21 protein-coding genes and 1 other RNA gene are annotated in these 20,829 nt (G+C 64.3%); 4 read left to right on the top strand and 18 right to left on the bottom strand.

Annotation, left to right across the window (positions count from 1 at the left end):
• Positions 1 to 258 precede the first annotated feature (258 nt).
• The 5 genes from AB4Y44_RS11505 to AB4Y44_RS11485 form a co-directional block, all read right to left on the bottom strand.
• Positions 259 to 942, bottom strand: a complete 684-nt coding sequence (locus AB4Y44_RS11505) for a histidine phosphatase family protein (protein ID WP_368699587.1) — start codon at positions 940 to 942, stop codon at positions 259 to 261.
• A gap of 31 nt (positions 943 to 973) precedes the next feature.
• Positions 974 to 1,444, bottom strand: a complete 471-nt coding sequence (gene dtd / locus AB4Y44_RS11500; RefSeq protein WP_368699586.1) for a D-aminoacyl-tRNA deacylase — start codon at positions 1,442 to 1,444, stop codon at positions 974 to 976.
• Complete coding sequence (tyrS, locus tag AB4Y44_RS11495) at positions 1,441 to 2,706, bottom strand: tyrosine--tRNA ligase (protein ID WP_342919364.1); 1,266 nt, start codon at positions 2,704 to 2,706, stop codon at positions 1,441 to 1,443. The genes dtd and tyrS overlap by 4 nt, the downstream gene beginning before the upstream one ends.
• 126 nt (positions 2,707 to 2,832) lie before the next feature.
• Complete coding sequence (locus tag AB4Y44_RS11490; protein WP_342919365.1) at positions 2,833 to 3,144, bottom strand: HigA family addiction module antitoxin; 312 nt, start codon at positions 3,142 to 3,144, stop codon at positions 2,833 to 2,835.
• Between the two features lie 12 nt (positions 3,145 to 3,156).
• Positions 3,157 to 3,435, bottom strand: coding sequence for a type II toxin-antitoxin system RelE/ParE family toxin (locus AB4Y44_RS11485; RefSeq protein WP_368699585.1), 279 nt, complete (start codon positions 3,433 to 3,435; stop codon positions 3,157 to 3,159).
• 301 nt (positions 3,436 to 3,736) lie between these two features.
• Between AB4Y44_RS11485 and AB4Y44_RS11480 the strand changes: the two genes are divergently transcribed.
• Entirely contained in the window at positions 3,737 to 4,891 is a 1,155-nt protein-coding gene (locus AB4Y44_RS11480) for an anhydro-N-acetylmuramic acid kinase (protein WP_368699584.1), read from the top strand.
• A gap of 61 nt (positions 4,892 to 4,952) precedes the next feature.
• Here the strand turns inward: AB4Y44_RS11480 and erpA are convergent, their stop codons facing one another.
• The 3 genes from erpA to rplM all read right to left on the bottom strand — a co-directional run bounded on the left by erpA (position 4,953) and on the right by rplM (position 6,386).
• Positions 4,953 to 5,318 (bottom strand): iron-sulfur cluster insertion protein ErpA, encoded by a 366-nt coding sequence (gene erpA, locus AB4Y44_RS11475; protein WP_342919368.1) that lies wholly within the window; start codon positions 5,316 to 5,318, stop codon positions 4,953 to 4,955.
• A 235-nt stretch (positions 5,319 to 5,553) separates the two neighbouring features.
• On the bottom strand, positions 5,554 to 5,946 hold the full coding sequence (rpsI, locus tag AB4Y44_RS11470; protein ID WP_028209425.1) for a 30S ribosomal protein S9: 393 nt from the start codon (positions 5,944 to 5,946) through the stop codon (positions 5,554 to 5,556).
• An 11-nt stretch (positions 5,947 to 5,957) separates the two neighbouring features.
• Complete coding sequence (rplM, locus tag AB4Y44_RS11465) at positions 5,958 to 6,386, bottom strand: 50S ribosomal protein L13 (protein ID WP_027795838.1); 429 nt, start codon at positions 6,384 to 6,386, stop codon at positions 5,958 to 5,960.
• 636 nt (positions 6,387 to 7,022) lie between these two features.
• Between rplM and AB4Y44_RS11460 the strand changes: the two genes are divergently transcribed.
• Complete coding sequence (locus AB4Y44_RS11460; protein ID WP_027795839.1) at positions 7,023 to 7,445, top strand: OsmC family protein; 423 nt, start codon at positions 7,023 to 7,025, stop codon at positions 7,443 to 7,445.
• A 69-nt stretch (positions 7,446 to 7,514) separates the two neighbouring features.
• On the opposite strand, the gene rnpB is transcribed toward AB4Y44_RS11460, so the two are convergent.
• The 3 genes from rnpB to pyrC form a co-directional block, all read right to left on the bottom strand.
• An RNA gene (gene rnpB / locus AB4Y44_RS11455) (RNase P RNA component class A) lies at positions 7,515 to 7,925 on the bottom strand.
• 70 nt (positions 7,926 to 7,995) lie between these two features.
• Positions 7,996 to 8,871, bottom strand: a complete 876-nt coding sequence (locus AB4Y44_RS11450) for a DUF3025 domain-containing protein (protein ID WP_368699664.1) — start codon at positions 8,869 to 8,871, stop codon at positions 7,996 to 7,998.
• A gap of 71 nt (positions 8,872 to 8,942) precedes the next feature.
• The gene (gene pyrC, locus AB4Y44_RS11445; RefSeq protein ID WP_342919369.1) at positions 8,943 to 9,998 is read right to left on the bottom strand and encodes a dihydroorotase; all 1,056 of its coding nucleotides are present in this window, start codon (positions 9,996 to 9,998) and stop codon (positions 8,943 to 8,945) included.
• Between the two features lie 356 nt (positions 9,999 to 10,354).
• Here pyrC and AB4Y44_RS11440 point away from each other — a divergent pair, with 356 nt between their 5' ends.
• A complete protein-coding gene (locus tag AB4Y44_RS11440) occupies positions 10,355 to 11,263 on the top strand; it encodes a class II glutamine amidotransferase (RefSeq protein ID WP_133182387.1) in 909 nt (302 codons plus the stop codon).
• A 64-nt stretch (positions 11,264 to 11,327) separates the two neighbouring features.
• Here the strand turns inward: AB4Y44_RS11440 and AB4Y44_RS11435 are convergent, their stop codons facing one another.
• The 7 genes from AB4Y44_RS11435 to AB4Y44_RS11405 all read right to left on the bottom strand — a co-directional run bounded on the left by AB4Y44_RS11435 (position 11,328) and on the right by AB4Y44_RS11405 (position 19,043).
• Positions 11,328 to 12,053 carry an amino acid ABC transporter ATP-binding protein gene (locus AB4Y44_RS11435; protein ID WP_342919370.1) on the bottom strand — a complete coding sequence of 242 codons (726 nt, stop codon included), beginning with the start codon at positions 12,051 to 12,053 and terminating at the stop codon, positions 11,328 to 11,330.
• Complete coding sequence (gene gltK / locus AB4Y44_RS11430; protein ID WP_342919371.1) at positions 12,050 to 12,727, bottom strand: glutamate/aspartate ABC transporter permease GltK; 678 nt, start codon at positions 12,725 to 12,727, stop codon at positions 12,050 to 12,052. Before gltK ends, AB4Y44_RS11435 begins: the two co-directional genes overlap by 4 nt.
• Positions 12,727 to 13,467 (bottom strand): amino acid ABC transporter permease, encoded by a 741-nt coding sequence (locus AB4Y44_RS11425; protein ID WP_368699583.1) that lies wholly within the window; start codon positions 13,465 to 13,467, stop codon positions 12,727 to 12,729. Before AB4Y44_RS11425 ends, gltK begins: the two co-directional genes overlap by 1 nt.
• An 89-nt stretch (positions 13,468 to 13,556) precedes the next feature.
• Positions 13,557 to 14,450 (bottom strand): glutamate/aspartate ABC transporter substrate-binding protein, encoded by an 894-nt coding sequence (locus AB4Y44_RS11420; RefSeq protein ID WP_342919373.1) that lies wholly within the window; start codon positions 14,448 to 14,450, stop codon positions 13,557 to 13,559.
• A gap of 246 nt (positions 14,451 to 14,696) precedes the next feature.
• Positions 14,697 to 15,983 (bottom strand): Glu/Leu/Phe/Val dehydrogenase, encoded by a 1,287-nt coding sequence (locus AB4Y44_RS11415; RefSeq protein WP_322030821.1) that lies wholly within the window; start codon positions 15,981 to 15,983, stop codon positions 14,697 to 14,699.
• A gap of 200 nt (positions 15,984 to 16,183) precedes the next feature.
• Entirely contained in the window at positions 16,184 to 17,140 is a 957-nt protein-coding gene (locus tag AB4Y44_RS11410; protein ID WP_069268435.1) for a LysR family transcriptional regulator, read from the bottom strand.
• Positions 17,141 to 17,240: 100 nt separating this feature from the next.
• The gene (locus tag AB4Y44_RS11405; RefSeq protein WP_368699582.1) at positions 17,241 to 19,043 is read right to left on the bottom strand and encodes a tetratricopeptide repeat protein; all 1,803 of its coding nucleotides are present in this window, start codon (positions 19,041 to 19,043) and stop codon (positions 17,241 to 17,243) included.
• Positions 19,044 to 19,297: 254 nt separating this feature from the next.
• Here AB4Y44_RS11405 and purB point away from each other — a divergent pair, with 254 nt between their 5' ends.
• A complete protein-coding gene (gene purB, locus AB4Y44_RS11400) occupies positions 19,298 to 20,686 on the top strand; it encodes an adenylosuccinate lyase (RefSeq protein WP_368699581.1) in 1,389 nt (462 codons plus the stop codon).
• The last annotated feature ends 143 nt before the right edge of the window (positions 20,687 to 20,829 follow it).

The raw sequence follows: 20,829 nt of genomic DNA, 5'->3' as shown, positions 1-20,829 counted from the left end.
CCTCGCGCTTGTCATGCGCGCGCGTCCCTCTTCAACGCCGGGCCGGGCATGGAGCCCGGTGGCCAGCGTGCCCAAAGGTCGGACAAATATTAGCAGGACGCTTAACTTCGTGGTTGGGCTTTGGAAAGAACCCGCAAGCGAGCGGAAAGGAAATCGATGGGGCCGCAGCGTTGCCAAGACACGGGGGTGGCGCAGGGAGGGCACTGGCAGGACGAACAGGACGGCGCGGCCAGGCACCGCGCTGCCCGAAAAGACAGGTTAGCGCCCCGCCTCGGGCGTGCGCCTGAAGCCGTCGTCGGCACTGATGCCGCCCAGGTGCGTCACATCACCCCATGCGACGACGCGCGCCTGCGTCACGTAGTCGCCGCGGTCGAAATCGACGACGTTGACGCTCGTGTTGAGCAGCGGCCACGCGCGCGGTGCGTCGAGCGCGAGGCCGTTCGCGAAGCGGTACACGCAGTCGAGCACGCCGCCATGCGCGACACACGCAATACGGCCGCCCGGGTGCTTAGCCAGGATCGGCTCGAGCGCGTGCAGCACGCGGTGGTAGAACTCGCGCTGCGATTCGCCTTCGGGCGGAGCGAAGCCAGGGTCGCGCGTTTGCCAGTGCGCGTACTCGTCCGGAAAGCGCTCGGCGATTTCGTCGCTGTCGTGGCCCTGAAACGCGCCATAGTTGCGTTCGCGCAGGCCTTCGCTGAGTTGAATCGGCAGGCCGAGGGCTTCGGCAATGGGCTGCGCCGTCTGTTGCGCGCGCAACAAATCGCTCGACCAGATTGCGTCGAGCCGCTCGCCCGACTGCACGTCTTGCGCGAGCCGCACGCCGAGTTGCTGCGCCTGCGCCACGCCGCTTTTCGCGAGCGGAATGTCGATGTGGCCCTGGATGCGCTTGATGCGGTTCCAGTCCGTTTCGCCGTGGCGGATAAAGAGAATCTGCGTGTTCATGGTCAAAAGCGCATGGTCAAAAACACATGGTTCAGTTGCGCACTTGCAGCCAGAACGTGACGGGGCCGTCGTTGACGAGCGACACCTGCATGTCGGCGCCGAATTCGCCGGTCTCGACGCTCGTATGCTTCTCGCGCGCGGCGGCAACGAAATAATCGAACAGACGCCGCCCCTCTTCGGGCGGCGCGGCCGGCGTGAAGCTCGGGCGCAGACCGCTGTTCGTGTCGGCCGCGAGCGTGAACTGCGAGACGAGCAGCAGGCCGCCGGCAGCGCCGTTGCCGTCGATGTTCTGCACGCTCAGGTTCATCTTGCCCGCCGCGTCGCTGAACACGCGATAGCCGAGCAGCTTCGCGAGCAGCTTGTCGGCGTTGGCCTCGGTGTCGCCGCGCTCGGCGCAAACCAGCGCGAGCAGCCCCTGGCCGATCGCGCCGGTCACGCGCTCGCTGCCGCCTTGCGCCACGCGCACCTCGGCGCGGCGCACGCGCTGGATCAGCGCAATCATGCCGTGAGCGTCACGCGCGCAAAGCGGCGCTTGCCCACCTGCACGACGAACTCGCCCGCTTCGACCTTGAGGCCCTTGTCAGAGACGGTCGCGCCGTCGATCTTCACGCCGCCCTGCTCGATGTTGCGCAGCGCTTCGCTCGTGGACGGTACGAGCCCGGCCTGCTTGAGCAACTGGCCAATGGCGAGGGGCGCGCCCGCAAGCGTGATCGACGGAATGTCGTCCGGCACGCCGCCCTTGGCGCGATGGTTGAAGTCTTCGAGCGCGCGCTCGGCGTCGGCCTGCGAGTGAAAACGCGCGACGATTTCCTGCGCGAGCAGCACCTTGAAGTCGCGCGGGTTGCGGCCCGCTTCGATTTCGCGCTTGAAGCCTTCGATTTCGTCCAGCGGACGGAACGAGAGCAGCGTGAAGTAACGCCACATCAGCACGTCGGAAATGCTCATGAGCTTGCCGAACATGTCGTTGGGCTTCTCGCTGATGCCAATGTAGTTGTTCTTCGACTTCGACATCTTCTCGACGCCGTCGAGGCCTTCGAGCAGCGGCATCGTGAGAATGCACTGCTGCTCCTGGCCGTACTGCTTTTGCAGTTCGCGGCCAACGAGCAGGTTGAACTTCTGGTCCGTGCCGCCGAGCTCGAGGTCCGCGTTGAGCGCGACCGAGTCGTAACCCTGCATGAGCGGATACAGGAATTCGTGGATCGAAATGGGCACGCCGCTCTGGAAGCGCTTGGTGAAGTCCTCGCGCTCGAGAATACGCGCCACCGTGTAGCGCGACGCGAGCTTGATCATGCCGTCGGCGCCGAGCGGCATCGACCATTCGCTGTTGTAGCGAATTTCGGTCTTTTCGCGGTCGAGCACGAGCGCGGCCTGCTCGAAGTACGTTTTCGCGTTCGATTCGATCTGCTCGCGCGTGAGCGGCGGACGCGTGGCGTTGCGGCCCGACGGGTCGCCGATGAGCGAAGTGAAGTCGCCGATCAGGAAGATCACGTTGTGGCCGAGATCCTGCAGCTGGCGCATCTTGTTGAGCACGACCGTATGGCCGATGTGGATGTCGGGCGCGGTCGGGTCGAGGCCGAGCTTGATGCGCAGCGGCTTGCCGGTGGCCGCGCTGCGGGCGAGCTTCTGCTCGAATTCTTCTTCGATCAGCAGTTCGTCCACGCCGCGCTTCGTGACGGCAAGCGCGTGACGGACTTCGTCGGTGACCGGAAAGGCGTCTTTTGCGCCGGTGCTGGCGCCGTTGCTGGAGGTGGACTCGTTGCTCATGCTTCGATCGGTTCTGTCGTTAAGTCTGGGTCTAGGCCGCAATTTTACGTGATTCGACTCGCCGGGCCGAGGTTTGCGGGTCGCGCGCGCGGCAGTTGCCCGCGGCGCGCGCCGCGAACCCCGCGCTCAGGAACGGGCGGGGGCGCGCTCCACGCGCGGCACGCCTTTCGCGCGCGCCTGCCAAAGGTCGTAGGCAACCTGCATGGCGAGCCACAGATCGGCGCGACCGCCGTTCTCTTCGCCGAGCCACGCCTCGAGGCGCAGCGCCATTTCCGCAGAGATGCCGGCGCGGCCGTTGAGCACGCGCGAGAGCGCTGCGCGAGTGACGCCGAGTTGCGCCGCGGCCTCCGTTACGGTGAGCCCCAGCTCGGGGAGGATGTCGTCGCGCAGCGTTTCGCCGGGGTGCGGCGGGTTATGCATGCGTATCGTGTCGTTCATCTTGCTCGTGCCTCAGTGATAGTCGTGATAGTCGACCAGGACCGCGTGGCGGCCTTCGAACGCGAAAGTCAGGCGCCAGTTGCCGTTGACGGGAATCGCGTGATGGCCGTCGAGACGGCCTTCCAGCGCATGGCAGCGCCAGCCCGGCACGTTCATGTCCCGGGGCGCCTCGGCCTCGTCGAGCCGCGCCAGCTGACGCTGCAGGCGCGGTACATGATCGGGCCGGATGTCCACCTTGTTGCCAGTGAAAAAGAACGCCTTGAGCCCTTTGTGGTTCCACGACTTGATCATGATTCTCCAGACCAAGCAGATCCAGCATGGGTGGGTCTGGAGCCAGGATCCGGCCTGGGGTCGTGCGCATTCTCCGTATAGCGTATAGGCTCACTATACGAACCGCGCGTTGCGCGGTCAACACAGAGACTCAACGGGTTGACTTCGTGCAAAGCTCCAGCGCCGCCCGCAATCGAGCAGCGCGATGAGCGTCCCACGACGCTCAGGCGGGCAACAGTCAGCCGTTCGGCTTACGCTCGAAAGGCATTGCGCCGATAATTCCCTCGCAGGGCACTGAATTGCATTGATAAAGGAGCACAACGTGGCGCCACGCGACGCACGAAACGAGAGCGCACACGCCGCCGACGGCGTGTATTTCGGCCTGATGTCGGGCACCAGCATGGATGGCGTGGACGGCATTGCCGTGCGCTTCGAGGCGGGACAGCGGCCAGTGGTGCTGGCCGAGGCGTTCGTCGGCTTTGCGCAGGGGCTGCGCGAGGCGCTCTTTTCGTTGCAGCAGCCAGGCGAGAACGAGATCGAACGCGAAGCGCTCGCCGGCAACGCGCTGGCTGCCCGCTATGCGGTGTGCTGCCACGAGTTGCTGCGCGGGAGCAGCGTGCCCCCCGCCGAGGTGCGCGCGATCGGCGCGCACGGCCAGACCGTGCGGCATCGGCCGGAGAAGGGCTACACCGTGCAGATCCAGAACCCGGCGCTGCTTGCGGAACTCACGCATATCGACGTCATCGCCGACTTCCGCAGTCGCGACGTCGCCTCGGGCGGCCAGGGTGCGCCGCTCGTGCCCGCGTTTCATGCGACGCTGTTCGGCTCGCAGGAAGAAACGCGCGTGGTCTGCAATCTTGGCGGCATCAGCAACATCACGGTGCTCTCGTCGACGGGTGCCGTGCGTGGCTTCGACTGCGGCCCGGCCAACGCCCTGCTCGACCTGTGGGCAGAACGGCATCTAGGCAAGCCCTACGACGAGAACGGCAAGTTCGCCGCGAGCGGCAATCTGCATCAACCGCTTCTGAATGCCCTGCTGGACGAGCCGTTCTTCGAGCAGCCGCCGCCCAAGAGCACCGGCCGCGATCTTTTCAACGCCCAGTGGCTCGACGACAAGCTCAAGGGCTTCGAGTCGCTCACGCCCGCCGACGTGCAGGCCACACTGGTCGCCCTGACCGCCGCGAGCGTGGCACGCGAGATCGGGCGTCACGCGAGCGACTGCCATGCCGTGTATGTCTGCGGCGGCGGTGCACGCAATGCCGCATTGATGGCGGCGCTGCAAAAGGCGCTCGAAACGGGCGGTGTGGCGGGCGTACCGGTCACGACCACCGAGGCGCTCGGTGTCCCGCCGCATCAGGTGGAACCGCTTGCCTTCGCGTGGCTCGCCATGCGCTGCGTGGCGCGCGAACCGGGCAATCTCGCGGCCGTAACCGGGGCTGCCGGCGAGCGCGTGCTGGGCGCGATTTACCCGCGCTGAACAGGCGCACACCAATAAAAAACGGGGCCGAAGCCCCGTTACATTGATTGCAGCAAATCGATCAGACCGAGAACGACGAGCCGCAACCGCACGTGGTGGTCGCGTTCGGGTTCTTGATGACGAATTGCGCGCCGTTCAGATCGTCCTTGTAGTCGATCTCGGCGCCGACGAGGTACTGATAGCTCATCGAGTCGATCAGAAGCTGGACGCCGTTGCGGTTCATCACGGTGTCGTCTTCGTTGACCGATTCGTCAAACGTGAATCCGTACTGGAAGCCCGAGCAGCCGCCGCCCTGCACGAATACGCGCAGCTTCAGCTCCGGGTTGCCTTCCTCGTCGATCAGTTGCTTGACCTTGTCAGCCGCTGCTTCGGTGAAAACGAAGGGACCGGGCATTTCGGTCGCGGTAGTTTCGGTGACAGCGCTCATTCGAACTCTCCAAAAAAGCTTCTAGCCGCTATTGTAGGGCTCTTCCCGATATCGTGCTTAAGCCCACGAAATCAAGGGGTTTCTCCAGATTGTCGCAGTTTGCGCGCCACACGTGCGACACGCCCACGAAAACGAAAAAACAAACGAAAAAGCCGCCCGGCGCACGAAGCGCGGACGGCTTTTGCAGCTGCGCTGCACCCCGCGAGGGGCGCAGGCGCAAAGCGCCAATGCGAAATTAACGCTTCGAGAACTGCTTGCGGCGACGTGCCTTGTGGAAACCGACCTTCTTACGTTCCACTTCACGTGCGTCACGGGTAACGAAGCCAGCTTGCGACAGTGCCGGCTTGAGCGTTGCGTCGTAGTCCATCAGCGCGCGCGTGATGCCGTGGCGAACTGCGCCGGCCTGGCCGGTTTCGCCGCCGCCCGTCACGTTCACCTTGATGTCGAACGTCGTGCCGTGGTTCGTGAGTTCCAGCGGTTGACGCACGATCATGAGCGACGTTTCGCGCGAGAAGTAGTCGGCGATGGGCTTGCCGTTGACGACGATCTCGCCCTTGCCCGACTTGATGAAGACACGAGCGACGGCGCTCTTGCGGCGGCCCGTACCGTAATTCCAGTTACCGATCATGTGGGCTCCCCTTAGATCTCGAGCGCCTTCGGCTGTTGTGCCGAGTGCGGGTGCGTTGCGTCAGCGTAGACCTTCAGCTTCTTGATCATCGCGTAGCCGAGCGGGCCCTTCGGCAGCATGCCCTTCACGGCCTTCTCGAGCGCGCGGCCCGGGAAGCGTTCCTGCATCTTGCCGAACGTCGTTTCGTAGATACCGCCCGGGTAACCCGAGTGACGGTAGTACTTCTTGTCGGTGGTCTTGTTGCCCGTGACCTTCAGCTTGCCGGCGTTGATGATGATGATGAAATCACCAGTGTCGACGTGCGGGGTGAACTCAGGCTTGTGCTTGCCGCGAAGACGGCGTGCCACTTCGCTGGCGACACGGCCGAGAACCTTATCCGTCGCGTCAATCACGTACCATTCGCGCTGCACTTCATGTGCCTTGGCGGAAAAAGTCTTCATGATCGATCCAAAAAAAATGCTGTGCCCTGTTTTGGTCCTGCTTGTGTGGTGACGCTCGTTGACGTCGGCGCAGGCTCTCCCTGGTTCGAGTTTCCCCGTCTCCGCGCGGACATGGATGCGGAGAACCTACGATTATAAAAGGAAATTTGGCGGCGAGTCAAAAAATTGCTTGCTGTAGGCGCAGGGGCGGGCAAAACGGGGGCGGTAGACGAAAAAAAGCCCGAACGCGTTTGTTCGGGCTTAATCCACTCTTTGGAGGAGGGTGGAGGAGACATGCTGAGGTGTCGTGAAGCACGACAACCAGTGAGACGAATTATACGGATGGGCCTTGTGCGGCGCAAGGCCATTTGCATTGCGAAATCCAAAACCACAATGTGAAATTTGCTTAAATCAGGACGTCGGCAGAAAAATTCTTAAAAATCAGTGCGTTGGAAACTCGCCTTGCGAAAAACATGCGAGACAACTAGAGCGAAACCCCTAGTTGCACAAGGGGAAATTATCTTGTCCATGGGATGTCGCGACGCAACATTCAAGCACGAGGCCTAAGCCGCGCGCCGCCGTGTCCCCCCGGACATACCAGTAAGGTGCGGGCTACAATGCCGTCTGAATCAAGAAACCGCGCAGGGGCACACGCATATGGAATGCAAAGTTAGCTGGATGGGTCAGGACGGCATGGCGTTCGCGGCCGAAACGGGCAGCGGCCATCTCGTCAACATGGACGGCGCACCGGAAGGCGGTGGCCACAACCTCGCGCCGCGGCCGATGGAAATGGTGCTGCTCGGCACCGGCGGCTGCACGGCCTACGACGTGGTGCTGATCCTCAAGAAGAGCCGCCAGGAAGTGAGCGGCTGCAGCGTGACGCTCAAGGCCGAGCGCGCGAGCGAAGACCCCAAGGTCTTCACGAAGATCCACTTCCACTTCACCGTGACCGGCAAGAACCTGAACCCGGCCACCGTGGAGCGCGCGATCAACCTCTCGCACGACAAGTACTGCTCGGCGTCGATCATGATCGGCAAGACTGCCGAGATCACGCATACGTTCGAGATCGTCGCCGCTTAAGGCCTGCGGCAAAAGAAAAAGCCGGCGCAGTTCTGCGAAGAACTGCGCCGGCTTTTTGCATGAATGAGGCTGCAAAGCAGGCCGATAAGCCGGATTCTGTGCACACGCCGCATCCGAAGACGCGCCGCGCGTGGCAGCCATTCCTCTAGGCGCGCCATTGCTGACGCGCTCAAGCTTCCTACCCGCAGACGGGATGGGGGCCCCATCCTGCATCCCGAAGATGCGCGCCTGCCTACTTGGAATTGCTCCGGGTGGAGGTTACCGTGCCGTCTACGTCACCGCAGACGCGGTGCGCTCTTACCGCACCGTTTCACCCTTACCTGATCCCGACCGAAATCGGGCCATCGGCGGTCTGTTCTCTGTTGCCCTGTTCCGCGTGTCGCCACGGATGGCCGTTAGCCATCACCCTGCCCTGTGGAGTCCGGACTTTCCTCGCCTCGTTGGCCGAAACCTCGGAGCCGCGACTGCCTGGCCTGCTTTGCGAGGCGCGATATTAGCACGGGCGGGCACGCCGCGCCGGGGGCCGGATCGATCGCCGCCCGCCTGGCTTTCAGCGGGTCCGGCGGCCGGCGCGAAAGACGGTGGCGTCGTCGTAGAACGACGGATCCTCGTTTTGCGCCCACCAGCCCGGAATGCCGAGCACCGGCAACGGCGCGAAGCTGCGCCCGTTGAGCGCGTCAGGCGCCGCGTCGGCGGCGAGTGTCACGCTCACTGTTTCGTCCAGATACGCGTCGCGTTGCGCGCGCGGCCACGTGAAGTACGCTTGCGGCACCTCGACCACCCAGGCGTGCGCCGTGCACGCCGCATAAGGCGAGATCATCTTCTCGAGCAGCGCATGGCCGAATACGCGGACTTCGCAGCGCGCCGCGCCGATCGTCTCCCCGAAAGCCGCTTCCCAGCCAGCGCGCTGGGCCACGAACAGCGTGCGCCAGTCGAAGCCGCGCAACGCCGCGACCAGCGTCGCATCCGATGAGGCAAAGAGCACCGCGTTCTCGTCGAACAGCGTAAGCGCGTCGCGCACGCCGCCGCGCGTGGGGCCCACGCCCAGCACGTCGATCGCCGCGGCCTGGCGCGCGTTCAGCGTCGCCTTGATGCGCGGGAACGCGAACCAGGCGAGCGCGTTGAAGAAGTCGTGGAGGTTGTGGCGCGTCGGCACGCAGCCCGACGCCGCGATATGCGCCTCATAGGCCGAGCCCTCGGGCAGGTCGTCCTGGGCGATGAAGCGCAGCGGCTGGCCGCGGCCCGTGCTTTGGGCGGCAGCCCGCGCATCGGCGTTCAGTTCATCGAGGTACGCCGCGTATCCCGCCAGCGCGGCCTGCTGCCAGCGCCGGCCGCGCGCTTCGTGTTGCGCGAACCACGGGCGGCCCCAGTCGATATCGGTGAAACTGCCCGGCGGCATGGTCCGGCGCGGGGCGCGCGCGGGCATCGGTGCGTGCGCATCGACTGAGCCGACCGGAGCGACCGTTGCGCCCGCAGCCACACCCTGCCCCGCCTCGTTCAAGTGAGTTTCCAGCCGATCGTCTCGCCGCCGCGCAGCGGCACGACGGGCGTACCGCCCGCCTCGACTTCGGCGGGCAGCGTCCAGCTCTCGCGACGCAGCGTGACTGTTTCGGTCGCACGCGGCAGGCCGTAGAAGTCCGCGCCGTAGAAGCTCGCGAAGCCCTCGAGCTTGTCGAGCGCGCCCGCGTTGTCGAACGCTTCGGCGTAGAGCTCGAGCGCGTGCAGCGCCGTGTAGCAGCCCGCGCAGCCGCATGCGTGCTCCTTCAAGCCCTTCGGGTGCGGGGCGCTGTCGGTGCCGAGGAAGAAGCGATGATCTCCCGAGGTCGCTGCGTCCACGAGCGCCACACGATGCGTTTCGCGCTTGAGCACGGGCAGGCAGTAGTAGTGCGGACGAATGCCGCCCTGGAAGATCGCGTTGCGGTTGTAGAGCAGGTGATGCGCGGTGATCGTCGCCCCGAGCAGACCGGGCGCGGCGTGATCGGCGCGGATGTAGTCGACGGCGTCCTTCGTCGTGATGTGCTCGAACACCACCTTGAGACCCGGAAAATCGCGGCGTGTCGGGATCATCACGCGGTCGATGAAGACCTTCTCGCGGTCGAACAGGTCGATGTCGGCGCTCGTCACCTCACCGTGCACGAGCAGCGGCATGCCCACTTCCTGCATGGCCTCGAGCGTCTTCGCACACTTGCGGATATCGGTCACACCGGCGTCCGAATTCGTCGTCGCGCCCGCCGGGTACAGCTTCACGCCGTGCACGAAGCCGCTCGCCTTCGCGCGGCGGATTTCCTCGGGCGGCGTGTTGTCGGTGAGATAGAGCGTCATCAGCGGCTCGAACGTCGAGCCCGCCGGCAGCGCCGCGAGAATGCGCTCGCGGTAGGCAGCGGCCTGCTCGGTCGTCGTGACCGGCGGCTTGAGGTTCGGCATGATGATCGCGCGGCCGAACTGACGCGCCGTATGCGGCAGCACGGCCGCGAGCATCGCGCCGTCGCGCACGTGCAGGTGCCAGTCGTCGGGGCGGGCGAGCGTGAGAGTCGAGGGGGAAGAGGCGTTCATGGCAAGAGTCAGGCGCGGTAGTGAACCAACAGCGGTATGAATGAACGGCGGCAAGTTCGCTTGGAGCGCGCCCAGGCTGCCGGAAATTCCGGGCATATCACGGGGAAAAACGCGGCGCCGATTGATGCTGATCCGACCCACGCGTTGCCCGCACCGTCGCGTGCACACGACAATCCGTGCTGCATCGCCCCCGGCATGCGCCCTTCTACGCAAGCCTGCAATGCATCCGACAAATTTCGTATTGGCGACCCGCAGGCCGGTGATATGCTTGGAAAATCATCATTGTAACGGGTCGACGGCGGGTCCCGCCTGCCACTGCAGCCGCCGTCGCAGTCGCATTACGCACCATCAGTACCATGTGCCAACTTCTCGGAATGAATTGCGCCGCGCCGACGGACGTCACGTTCTCCTTCACAGGATTCGCGGCGCGCGGCGGCGCCACCGATCACCACGCCGACGGCTGGGGTATCGCATTCTTCGAGGACAAGGCCTGCCGACTCTTCATCGACAACGAGGCCTCGGCGCGCTCGCCGATCGCCGAGATGGTCAAGCACTACCCCATCAAGTCGCGCAACACCATCGCCCACATCCGCAAGGCCACGCAAGGCAACTGCGCGCTCGAGAACAGTCATCCGTTCCAGCGCGAGCTATGGGGCCGGCACTGGATCTTCGCGCACAACGGCGACCTTCAGGACTTCAATCCGGTGATGTCAGGCGTCTACCAGCCGGTTGGCACGACCGATAGCGAGCGCGCGTTCTGCCTGCTGCTACAAGGCTTGCGCAAGGCGTTCCCCGGTGCGCAGCCGCCGCTCGCCGAGCTGTTCGCCGCGCTGGAGTCGCTCACGCGCGAGGTCACGCAGTTCGGCGTCTTCAACTTCCTGATGTCGAACGGCCAGGCGCTGTTCGCGCATTGCTCGACGCATCTCTATTATCTCGTGCGACGCTGGCCGTTTTCGACGGCCCATCTCGTCGATGCCGATGTCTCCATCGACTTCGCCAAGTACACGACGCCCGAGGACCGCGTGGCCGTGATTGCCACCGCACCGCTCACCGACAACGAGGTCTGGACGCGCTTCGCCCCCGGCGACCTGCTGATGTTCCAGCACGGCGACGTGATCGCCCAGGCGAGCGTGCCGGTGCCGCAGAAGGTGCTCGACAAGCTCGCCAACCCGTCGCTCGACGCGTCGGCCAGCGCGCCGTGCGCCGGGCAGCCGCGCGAGATCGACCCGGAAGCCGTGGACGCACTGCAGACCTGGGGCGAGTAAGCCGGGCGACGCCAGAAACGAAAAGCCGCGCATCGAGCGCGGCTTTTTCGATGCGTGCGAAGCCTCAGTGCAGGATCTTCGCCAGAAAATCCTTCGCGCGATCCGACTTCGGGCTCGCAAAGAAGGCTTCCTTCTGGTCGTCTTCCACGATGGCGCCCTTGTCCATGAAGATCACGCGGTGCGCGACCTTCTTCGCAAAGCCCATTTCGTGCGTCACGCACATCATGGTCATGCCTTCCTGGGCAAGCTCCACCATCACGTCGAGCACCTCGTTGATCATCTCGGGGTCGAGCGCCGAGGTCGGCTCGTCGAACAGCATGGCGATGGGGTCCATCGACAGCGCGCGCGCGATCGCCACACGCTGCTGCTGGCCGCCCGAGAGCTGGCCCGGGAACTTGTCGGCGTGCGCGCGCAGGCCCACGCGGTCGAGCAGTTTCAGGCCCTTTTGGGTGGCCTCGTCCTTGCCGCGGCCGAGCACCTTGATCTGCGCGAGCGTGAGATTCTCGGTAATCGACAGATGCGGGAACAGTTCGAAGTGCTGAAATACCATGCCCACCTTCGAGCGCAGCTTCGAGAGATTGGTGCGCTTGTCGCCCACCGACTCGCCGTTCACGAGAATCTCGCCCTGCTGGAACGGTTCGAGCCCGTTGACGGTCTTGATGAGCGTGGACTTGCCCGAGCCCGAGGGCCCGCACACCACCACCACCTCACCCTTCTTCACTTCCGTCGTGCAGTCGGTCAGCACCTGGAAGTGGCCGTACCACTTCGAAACGTTCTTAATTGAAATCATCTTGCGACCTTTTTCTGAAGACCTTTGACAAGGCTCGACGCGATCACGCAAATCACGAAATAACACGCGCCCGCGAACAGTACCATCTCGACCATCGTTCCGTCACGGTCGCCGATATTGGTGGCGGTACGGAAGAAGTCGGCGAGGCTGATCACGTACACGAGCGAGGTGTCCTGAAACAGCACGATGGCCTGCGTGAGCAACAGCGGCACCATCGCGCGGAACGCCTGCGGCAGCACCACGAATTGCATGGCCTGGCCGTAGCGCATGCCGAGCGCGAACGCCGCGTTCACCTGCCCGCGCGGCACCGCCTGAATGCCCGCACGAATGATCTCCGAATAATACGCGGCCTCGAACAGCGAGAACGCGATCATCGCGGAAGCGAGGCGAATGTCGATGTCGGGCGAGAGACCCAGCACGTTTTGCAGCACCTGCGGCACGATCAGGAAGAACCACAGCAGGACCATCACGAGCGGGATCGAGCGGAAGATCGTGACGTAGCCCTTGGCGAACCATTCGAGCGGCTTCACGCTGGAAAGCCGCATGAGCGCGAGCAGCGTGCCCCAGAGAATGCCGACCACGATCGCGCACAGCGTAATCTTGAACGTGATGATCGCGCCGGTCCACAGGGTGGGCAGCGTGCCGGGAATGCCGCTCCAGTCGAAGTGATGCATCACTTGCCTCCGATGTAGCCAGGCAGACGCGACTTCGCCTCGACCCAGCGCATGAGCGTCATGACGACGAGGTTGATGAGGACGTAAGCGAGCGTGACGGCGATGAACGACTCATAGGTCTGCGCCGTGTAGTCGACGAGCTGACGCGCCTGGGCCGACAAGTCGAGCAGGCCGATCGTCGAGGCAACCGCCGAGTTCTTGAAGATGTTGAGGAACTCGGAGGTGAGCGGCGGCACGATGATGCGATACGCCACGGGCAAGAGCACATAGCGGTACGTCTGCCACTGCGTGAAGCCCATGGCGAGGCCGGCTGCGCGCTGGCCGCGCGGCAGCGCGTTGATGCCCGAGCGCACCTGCTCGCACACCCGCGCCGCGGTAAAGAGCCCGAGACACACGACCGACGCCGAGAAGAACTGCACGCCCGGCGGCGATTGCTTGAACGCATTGCCTATCGATTGCGGCACGATTTCCGGCAGCACGAAGTACCAGATGAAGAACTGCGCGATAAGCGGGATATTGCGGAAGATCGCCACATAAACCGTGCCGACGCCCGCGAGAAATTTGTTCGGCACTGTGCGCAGCACACCGAAGAACGACCCGACGATGAGCGCGATCACCCACGCGCACAGCGACACCGAGACCGTCACCCAGAGGCCGGAAAGAATCCAGCCGAGGTACGTGGTGGGTTCGCCCGTCGAGACCGGGCTGAGCAGAATGCCCCAGTTCCAGTGATAGGTCATCAAGAGACTCCAAGAAAAAGAACGGAAGAAGCGGTGCTTCTTCCGTTCCGTGCTAAACGCTAAATGCGGGTCGACCGGGCGGGGCCGTGTTAATCGATCGCCTTGTCGTTCGGATTCTTGAACAGCGCTTTCATGTCTTCGCTCATCGGGAAGTTCAGGTTGAGACCCTTCGGCGGGATCGGCGACTCGAACCACTTCTTGTAGATCGTTTCGCCTTCGCCCGAGGTCTGGACCTTGGCGATGGCGTCGTCGGCGACCTTCTTGAACTCGGGGTCGTTCTTGCGCATCATGCAGCCGTACGCTTCACGCGACTGCGGCTGGCCGACGATCACGAAGTCGCCCGGATTGTTCGACTTGGCGCGCTCGCCCGCGAGCAGCGCGTCGTCCATCATGAACGCCACGGCGCGGCCCGTCGAGAGCGTCATGAACGACTCGCCGTGGTCCTTCGCGCTGATGATGTTCATGCCCATGCTCTTGTCCTGGTTCATCTTGCGCAGGAGGCGCTCGGACGTCGTGCCCGCCGTCGTCACGACGGTCTTGCCCTTGAGGTCGGCGAAGTCCTTGACGCCCGAATCCTTCTTCGTCATGAGGCGCGTGCCGATTACGAAAATCGTGTTCGAGAAGGCGGCCTGCTGCTGACGTTCGGCATTGTTCGTGGTCGAGCCGCATTCGATGTCCACCGTGCCGTTCTGCACGAGCGGAATGCGGTTCTGCGAGGTGATGGGCACCAGCTTGACCTTCAGGTTAGGCATGTTCAGCTTCTGCTTGACTGCCTCGACGATCTTCATCGCGTAGTCCTGCGAGTAGCCGATCACATTCTGCTTGTCGTCGTAGTACGAAAAAGGAATGGACGACTCGCGGTGCCCGAGCGAGATGACGCCCGTGTCCTTGATCTTCTTGAGCGTGCCCGCGTCCTGCGCGAAAGCGCTGGTGGCGACGCAACCAAGGAGTGCGAGCAGTGCGGCGGTCTTTTTGATTTGCATTGTTTTCTCCGGTACAAGAACCGCCGCCAGTTTATCAAAGTAATTTTTTTGAAAGAATCAAGAGTGACCCTGGCGCAACGGCTGAATGTGCGAAGGCGGACGCCCCCTTGTGGAGGACGTCCGCCTTCTATGCGCCTTGATGTGCAGCGCAAAAACCTGTCACGGCGCATTCATGGATTCGTCACTTCGCTGCGCGCCTTGCCTGGCGCCGCATGCAGTGTCGCGACGCCTGCCAACCGGGTGCGATCAGGGATACAGACCGCGCATTTCGCGCGCCATCAGGATGCGCTTACATGCCACGATGAACGCCGCGGTACGCATCGAGACCTTCTGCTCGCTCGACACTTGCCACACGGCCGTAAAGGCTTCGCGCATCACGCGTTCGAGACGTTCGTTAATTTCGTGCTCGGTCCAGAAGAAGCTCGAGAAGTCCTGCACCCACTCGAAGTACGAAACGGTCACGCCGCCCGCGTTCGCCACCACGTCGGGAATCACGAGCACGCCCTTGTCATGCAGGATGTCGTCGGCGGCCGTCGTGGTCGGGCCGTTGGCGCCTTCCACGATGATCTTCGTGCGGATCTTGCCGGCGTTCTTCTCGGTGATCTGGTTTTCCAGTGCGGCCGGAATGAGAATGTCGGTTTCGACGGTCCAGAATTCGTCGTTCGCCATGACTTCGGCGCCCGCAAAGCCCGCCACGCCGCCCGTCTTCGCAACGTGCTCGAGCAGCGCTTCCGCGTTCATGCCGCTCGAGTTGTAAAGCGAGCCGGTATGGTCCTGCACGGCGACGATCTTCGAGCCGGCTTCCTGGAACAGACGCGCGGCTATGCCACCCACGTTGCCGAAGCCCTGCACGGCAATACGTGCGCCGTCGATCGAAAGACCGGTGCGGCGCGCGGCCTCGCAGCCGACCACGAACACGCCGCGGCCTGTGGCTTCGCGGCGGCCGAGCGAGCCGCCGAGCGAGATGGGCTTGCCCGTCACGACGCCCGTGGCCGTCTGGCCCTGGTTCATCGAGTAGGTGTCCATCATCCACGCCATGATCTGCTCGTTCGTGTTGACGTCCGGCGCGGGAATGTCGGTGTTCGGTCCAATGATGATGCCGATTTCGCTGGTGTAGCGACGCGTCACGCGCTCGAGCTCACCTCGCGACAGCGTGCGCGGATCGACCCGGATACCGCCCTTCGCGCCGCCGTACGGCACGTTCACTGCAGCGTTCTTCACCGACATCCACGCGGACAGCGCCATTACTTCGGAGAGCGTAACGTCCTGGTGATAACGCACGCCGCCCTTGCCGGGACCACGCGAAACGTTGTGCTGGACACGATAGCCTTCGAAGTGCGCGACGGTGCCGTTATCGAGTTCGATGGGGCAGTCGACGATCAGGATACGCTTCGGACGCTTGAGCGTTTCGAGCCAGCGCGAGAGCGAGCCGAGATACGGCGCCACGCGGTCGACCTGACGAAGATAGTTGCCCCAGGGGCCGAGATCATCGGCGTGGAGATAGGAAGGAACCGACTGCAGTTGGGATGACATGAACGCTCCGATCGAACAAGTGGTGCCATTGTCAGAAAACGCCCAGATGAAATCCAATGCCGTTTGATCATCCCGTTATGCTTTTCGTGCATAACGTCCCCGAAGTCGAAAAAACGTGTCGCTGGCGCCGTGTTCAGGCCTTGCAGACTGAAATAGCCTGACTGTTTGCGTGGCTGTTGCGAGTTCAGCCTGCCGCTTCGTCAGCGCCTGCCCTGCGCAAGTTCCTCGCTGACCGCCTCCCACAGCTCGCGCACGAGCGCCTGGCGCGCGTCGTCGCCCTGCGTCGCGAGCTTGTCGCGATAGAGGCGGATCTCCATGTCGAGCGTGAACTGGCCCTCCGGCACGCCGCGCGTGCCGCGGTCGAGGCGAATCAGCTCGCCCTGGGCCACGGCGTCTTCCACCGCGCTGTGCGGCAGGAAGGCGATGCCGTGACCGGCCAGCGTCATCGCCTTGAGGCCTTCTGCCATGTCCGTTTCGTACACGCGGTCCAGATAGAGCCGCGCCGGTGCGTTGGCAACGATTACCTCGGTCATGCGGCCGAGATACGCGTTCGGCGTATAGGAGAGATACGGTGCGGGCGCATCGGGCGTGCCAGGCAGCGTGTAGCGTGCACGCCCCGCGCGCTGCGGCGCCGAGTACGGGCTGATCGACTCGATGCCGAGCGTCAGCGTATCGTAACGCGCGGGGTCGAGCGTCACGGGGTGGCTCGGGTGGTGATAGCCCATCACGAGGTCGCAGCCGCCCTCCACCAGTGACAGCACGGCGTCGTGCACGTTCAGCGCGCGCAGCCGCGTGTGGATGCGGCCAAGCTTCGCCTCGATGCGCTGCAGCCAGCGCGGAAAGTACGTGAGCGAAAGCGTGTGCGGCACCGCGAACTCGATCGTCGCCGCGGGTGTGGCCGTGTGGCCGCGCAACAGGGTGCGCGCCTCGTGAAACTGCGAAAGCATCGCGAGCGCCTGCTCGTAGAAGACCTGCCCCGCCGCCGTGAGGCGCGTCGGATAAACCGAGCGATCGATCAGCTCGGTGCCGAGCCACGCTTCGAGCGCCTGAATGCGGCGCGAGAAAGCCGGCTGCGTTACGTGGCGCAGCTCGGCCGAGCGACTGAAACTATGCGTCTCCGCAAGCGAGACGAAGTCTTCGAGCCATTTGAGTTCCATGCGAGGCCAGCGAGCGGATGAGAAGTCCGCATTCTAGGCCCGCGGGCGCACGCCTGGGCGCCGTTGTGGCGAATATCGCGCGGCGCGCCGGCCGGATACCTTAGCGGGACGCCCCGCAAAGCGCGGCCTCCAGTTCGGCAACCACGCCGCGCCAGTCGCCGAGCGTGGACTGGCGGAATACGCGCGCCGACGGATACCAGACCGAATCGGCGTGATCCTTGCCCCAGCGCCAGTCGGGCTGCGCCGCGAGCAGTACCCAAACAGGCTTGCCGAGCGCGCCGGCGAGGTGCGCGACCGACGTATCGACCGTGATGACGAGGTCGAGCGCCTCGATGAGCGCCGCCGTGGCCGCGAAGTCGTGCAGATCGTCGCCGGGCGCATCCATCGGCCAGCGGCCCGCGACCGCCGCAAGCTGCGCGGCCGCCGGGCCTTTCTGGATCGCGAACCAGGCGTTGCCGGGAAGCGCGGAGAGCGGCAGAAGCGACTTGAGCGCCACGGAGCGGAAAGCGTCGAAATGGTGGCGCGGGTTGCCCGCCCAAACGAGCCCGATACGGCGCTGCGCGGCGCCGGCCAGTGCGTTCACGCGGGCGCGCCAGGCGGCGGCCTGCACGGCATCGACACGCATATACGGCGTGTCGGCGTAGATCGGCCGGCCGGGAAACTTCAGCGGCAGGCTCATCACGTCGCACCAGTAGTCGTATTCCGAGGCGATCAAATCGTCGCCCGGCGCGGCGTCGAGCACGCGTGCGATACCCGGCACCGTCGCCGCAAGCGACGCCAGTTCTGGCGCGACCCACGCGTGAACCTGCGCGCCCATCTGCGCCAGCAGGCCCGCATAGCGCACGAACTGGATCTGATCGCCCACGCCCTGCTCGCGGCAGATCAGGAAGCGTTTGCCTTGCAGCGGTTCGCCCTCCCACTCGGGGCACGGCAGCTTGCGGTAGGTGGCTCTGGCGGTCGAGGTGAGCTTGCGGTTCTCGAAGAGCGGCCAGCCGCCGGCATAGTCTTCGCGCCGCAGCATCAGCATGCCGAGCTGAAAGCGCGATTCGGGCAAGTCGGGGTTCAGCGCCAGTGCGCGGCGATATTCGATCTCCGCTTCGTCGTAGCGCGCCAGTGCGGTCAGCGCGAAGGCCAGATTGTTGATGATGCCCGCCCCATCGGGCTTGAGTTCCGCGGCGCGCCGGTAGAGCGGGATCGCGTCTTCGTAGCGGTGCATCGCGTCATAGGCATAGCCGAGTTCGAAGAGCGCGAACACGTTCTCGGGCTCGCGTGAGATCGCGGCCTCGAAGCAGGAGGCCGCTTCGGCGTACCGCTCCATCGAGCGCAGCAGCCGGCCCATGTGGATCGGTGTCCTCAGATCGCGGAGATCGAGCGCCGCGGCGGTACGGAACTGCGCAAGTGCGGCGTCGTTTTCGCCGTTGGCTTCCAGTGCGCGTCCGAGATTGAACGCAAAGTGTGCGGATTGCGGCTCCAGCGAACGCGCACGCCGATAGTGTTGCGCCGCGCCGGCGAGGTCGCCGAGTTCCATCAGCGCATTGCCGAGATTGTTGTGCGCGTTCGCGAAGCCGGGGGCGAGCGCCAGTGCCCTGCGCTGCCAGGCGGCGGCGCCCGCAGGGTCGCCAAGGCGGTTCGCGACCACGCCGCGGTTGGCCAGATATTCGGCGCTCTCAGGCCTCTGCGCGAGCGCGCGGTCCATCAGATCGGCAGCTTCCTGCAGCTGACCGCGGCCGAGCGCAATCACGCCCAGATAGTGCAGTGCGTCAGGATCTTCGGGGTACGCCGCGAGCGCGGACTGATAGTAAGCGTGGGCGTCAGCGACCCGGCCCGCGCGGTGGCAAGCCAGGCCGGCTTCGATCAGGACAGCGGCCTCATTGGCAGCGAGGATGGGAGCATCGAGAGTCATGGCAGCAAGTATTTGATTAAGCGCAAACTTTTGACGTGATCGCACTCTATATCCGTCTCAAAACGCCCCATCCCGATAACAGGCCGGTGCGACTGAGCGCCTTGAAGTGCGTCGCGAACCTGCGCTCAGCCGTGCCTGACAGCGTCGGCCTCGGCCCCCGTCGGCAAGGTGATAAAATATTTGGTTCCCGCCGTCTCGAATCCGACTGCAACCGACTGCCAACTGAGCGTAACGCGCCACGTTACGTCCCCATCATGTCCGACACTCGTCCCGATACCCTCTTCGCGCTCAACGCGCTCTCCCCGCTCGACGGCCGCTACGCCTCGAAAACCGAAGCGCTGCGCGACTGGCTCTCGGAAGCCGCGTTCATGCGCAACCGCGTGACCGTGGAAATCCACTGGCTGATCGCGCTCTCCCAGGCCGGTTTCGCGGAAGTGCCGCTCTTCTCGGCAGCCTCGGAGCAATTCCTGCTCAAGCTCGCCGAGAACTTCACGGCGCATGACGCCGCGCGCATCAAGGACATCGAGCGCGTGACGAACCACGACGTGAAGGCCGTGGAGTACTGGCTCAAGGAGTCGGTGAAGGGTCAGCCGGAACTGGAGCGCGCGAGCGAGTTCATCCACTTCGCCTGCACCTCGGAAGACATCAACAACACGTCGCACGGCCTGATGCTCGCGGGCGCACGCGAGCACGTGATCCTGCCGGCGCTGCGCTCGGTGCATCAACGCCTCGTCGCGCTCGCGCACACGCACGCCGAGCAGCCGATGCTCTCGCGCACGCACGGCCAGCCGGCCAGCCCGACGACGCTCGGCAAGGAAATCGCCAACGTCGCGGCGCGTCTCGCGCGCGCGATCCAGCGCATCGAGAAGGTCGAATTGCTCGGCAAGATGAATGGCGCAGTCGGCAACTTCAATGCGCATCTCTCTGCGTATCCGGAATTCGACTGGGAAGCCTTCTCGAAGGAAGTCGTCGAGCAGCGCCTGAAGCTCACGTTCAATCCGTACACGATCCAGATCGAGCCGCACGACTACATGGCGGAGCTGTTCGACGCCGTCGCGCGCGCGAACACGATCCTGCTCGACCTCGACCGCGACGTCTGGGGCTATATCTCGCTCGGCTACTTCAAGCAGAAGACGAAGGCCGGCGAAATCGGCTCGTCGACCATGCCGCACAAGGTCAACCCGATCGACTTCGAAAACTCGGAAGGCAACCTGGGCCTCGCGAACGCCACGCTGCGCCACCTCGCCGACAAGCTGCCGGTCTCGCGCTGGCAGCGCGACCTCACCGACTCGACGGTGCTGCGCAACATCGGTGTCGCATTCGGCTACTCGCTGCTCGCGTACGACGCGCTGATCCGCGGTCTGGACAAGCTCGAAGTGAACCCGCAGCGCCTGAACGACGACCTTGACGCCACGTGGGAAGTGCTGGCCGAGCCGGTGCAGACGGTCATGCGCCGCTACGGCATCGAGAACCCGTACGAGCAGTTGAAGGAACTCACGCGCGGCAAGGGCATTACGCGCGAAGCGCTGCAGACGTTCGTGAGCGGCCTCGCAATTCCTGAAGACGCGAAGAAGCGTCTGCTCGAGATGACGCCTGCGTCGTACGTGGGCAAGGCCGTGGAGCTGGCGAAGCGGATTTCGTAATCGCCACACCGCAAGGCCAATCGGGATAGGGGCAGGCCTCGCGACCTGACCCCTCCCACGCCACCGTGCGTACGGGTCCGTACACGGCGGCTCGGATCGGTTAGCCGACTGGACCGACAGAGGGAAGTCCAAGAGAACGTAGA

This window comes from Paraburkholderia sp. BR10937, from assembly GCF_040965695.1.
GTDB lineage: Bacteria > Pseudomonadota > Gammaproteobacteria > Burkholderiales > Burkholderiaceae > Paraburkholderia.
The sequence above is the reverse complement of the archived record's forward strand: the minus strand, read 5'-3'. Positions and strand labels throughout refer to the sequence as shown.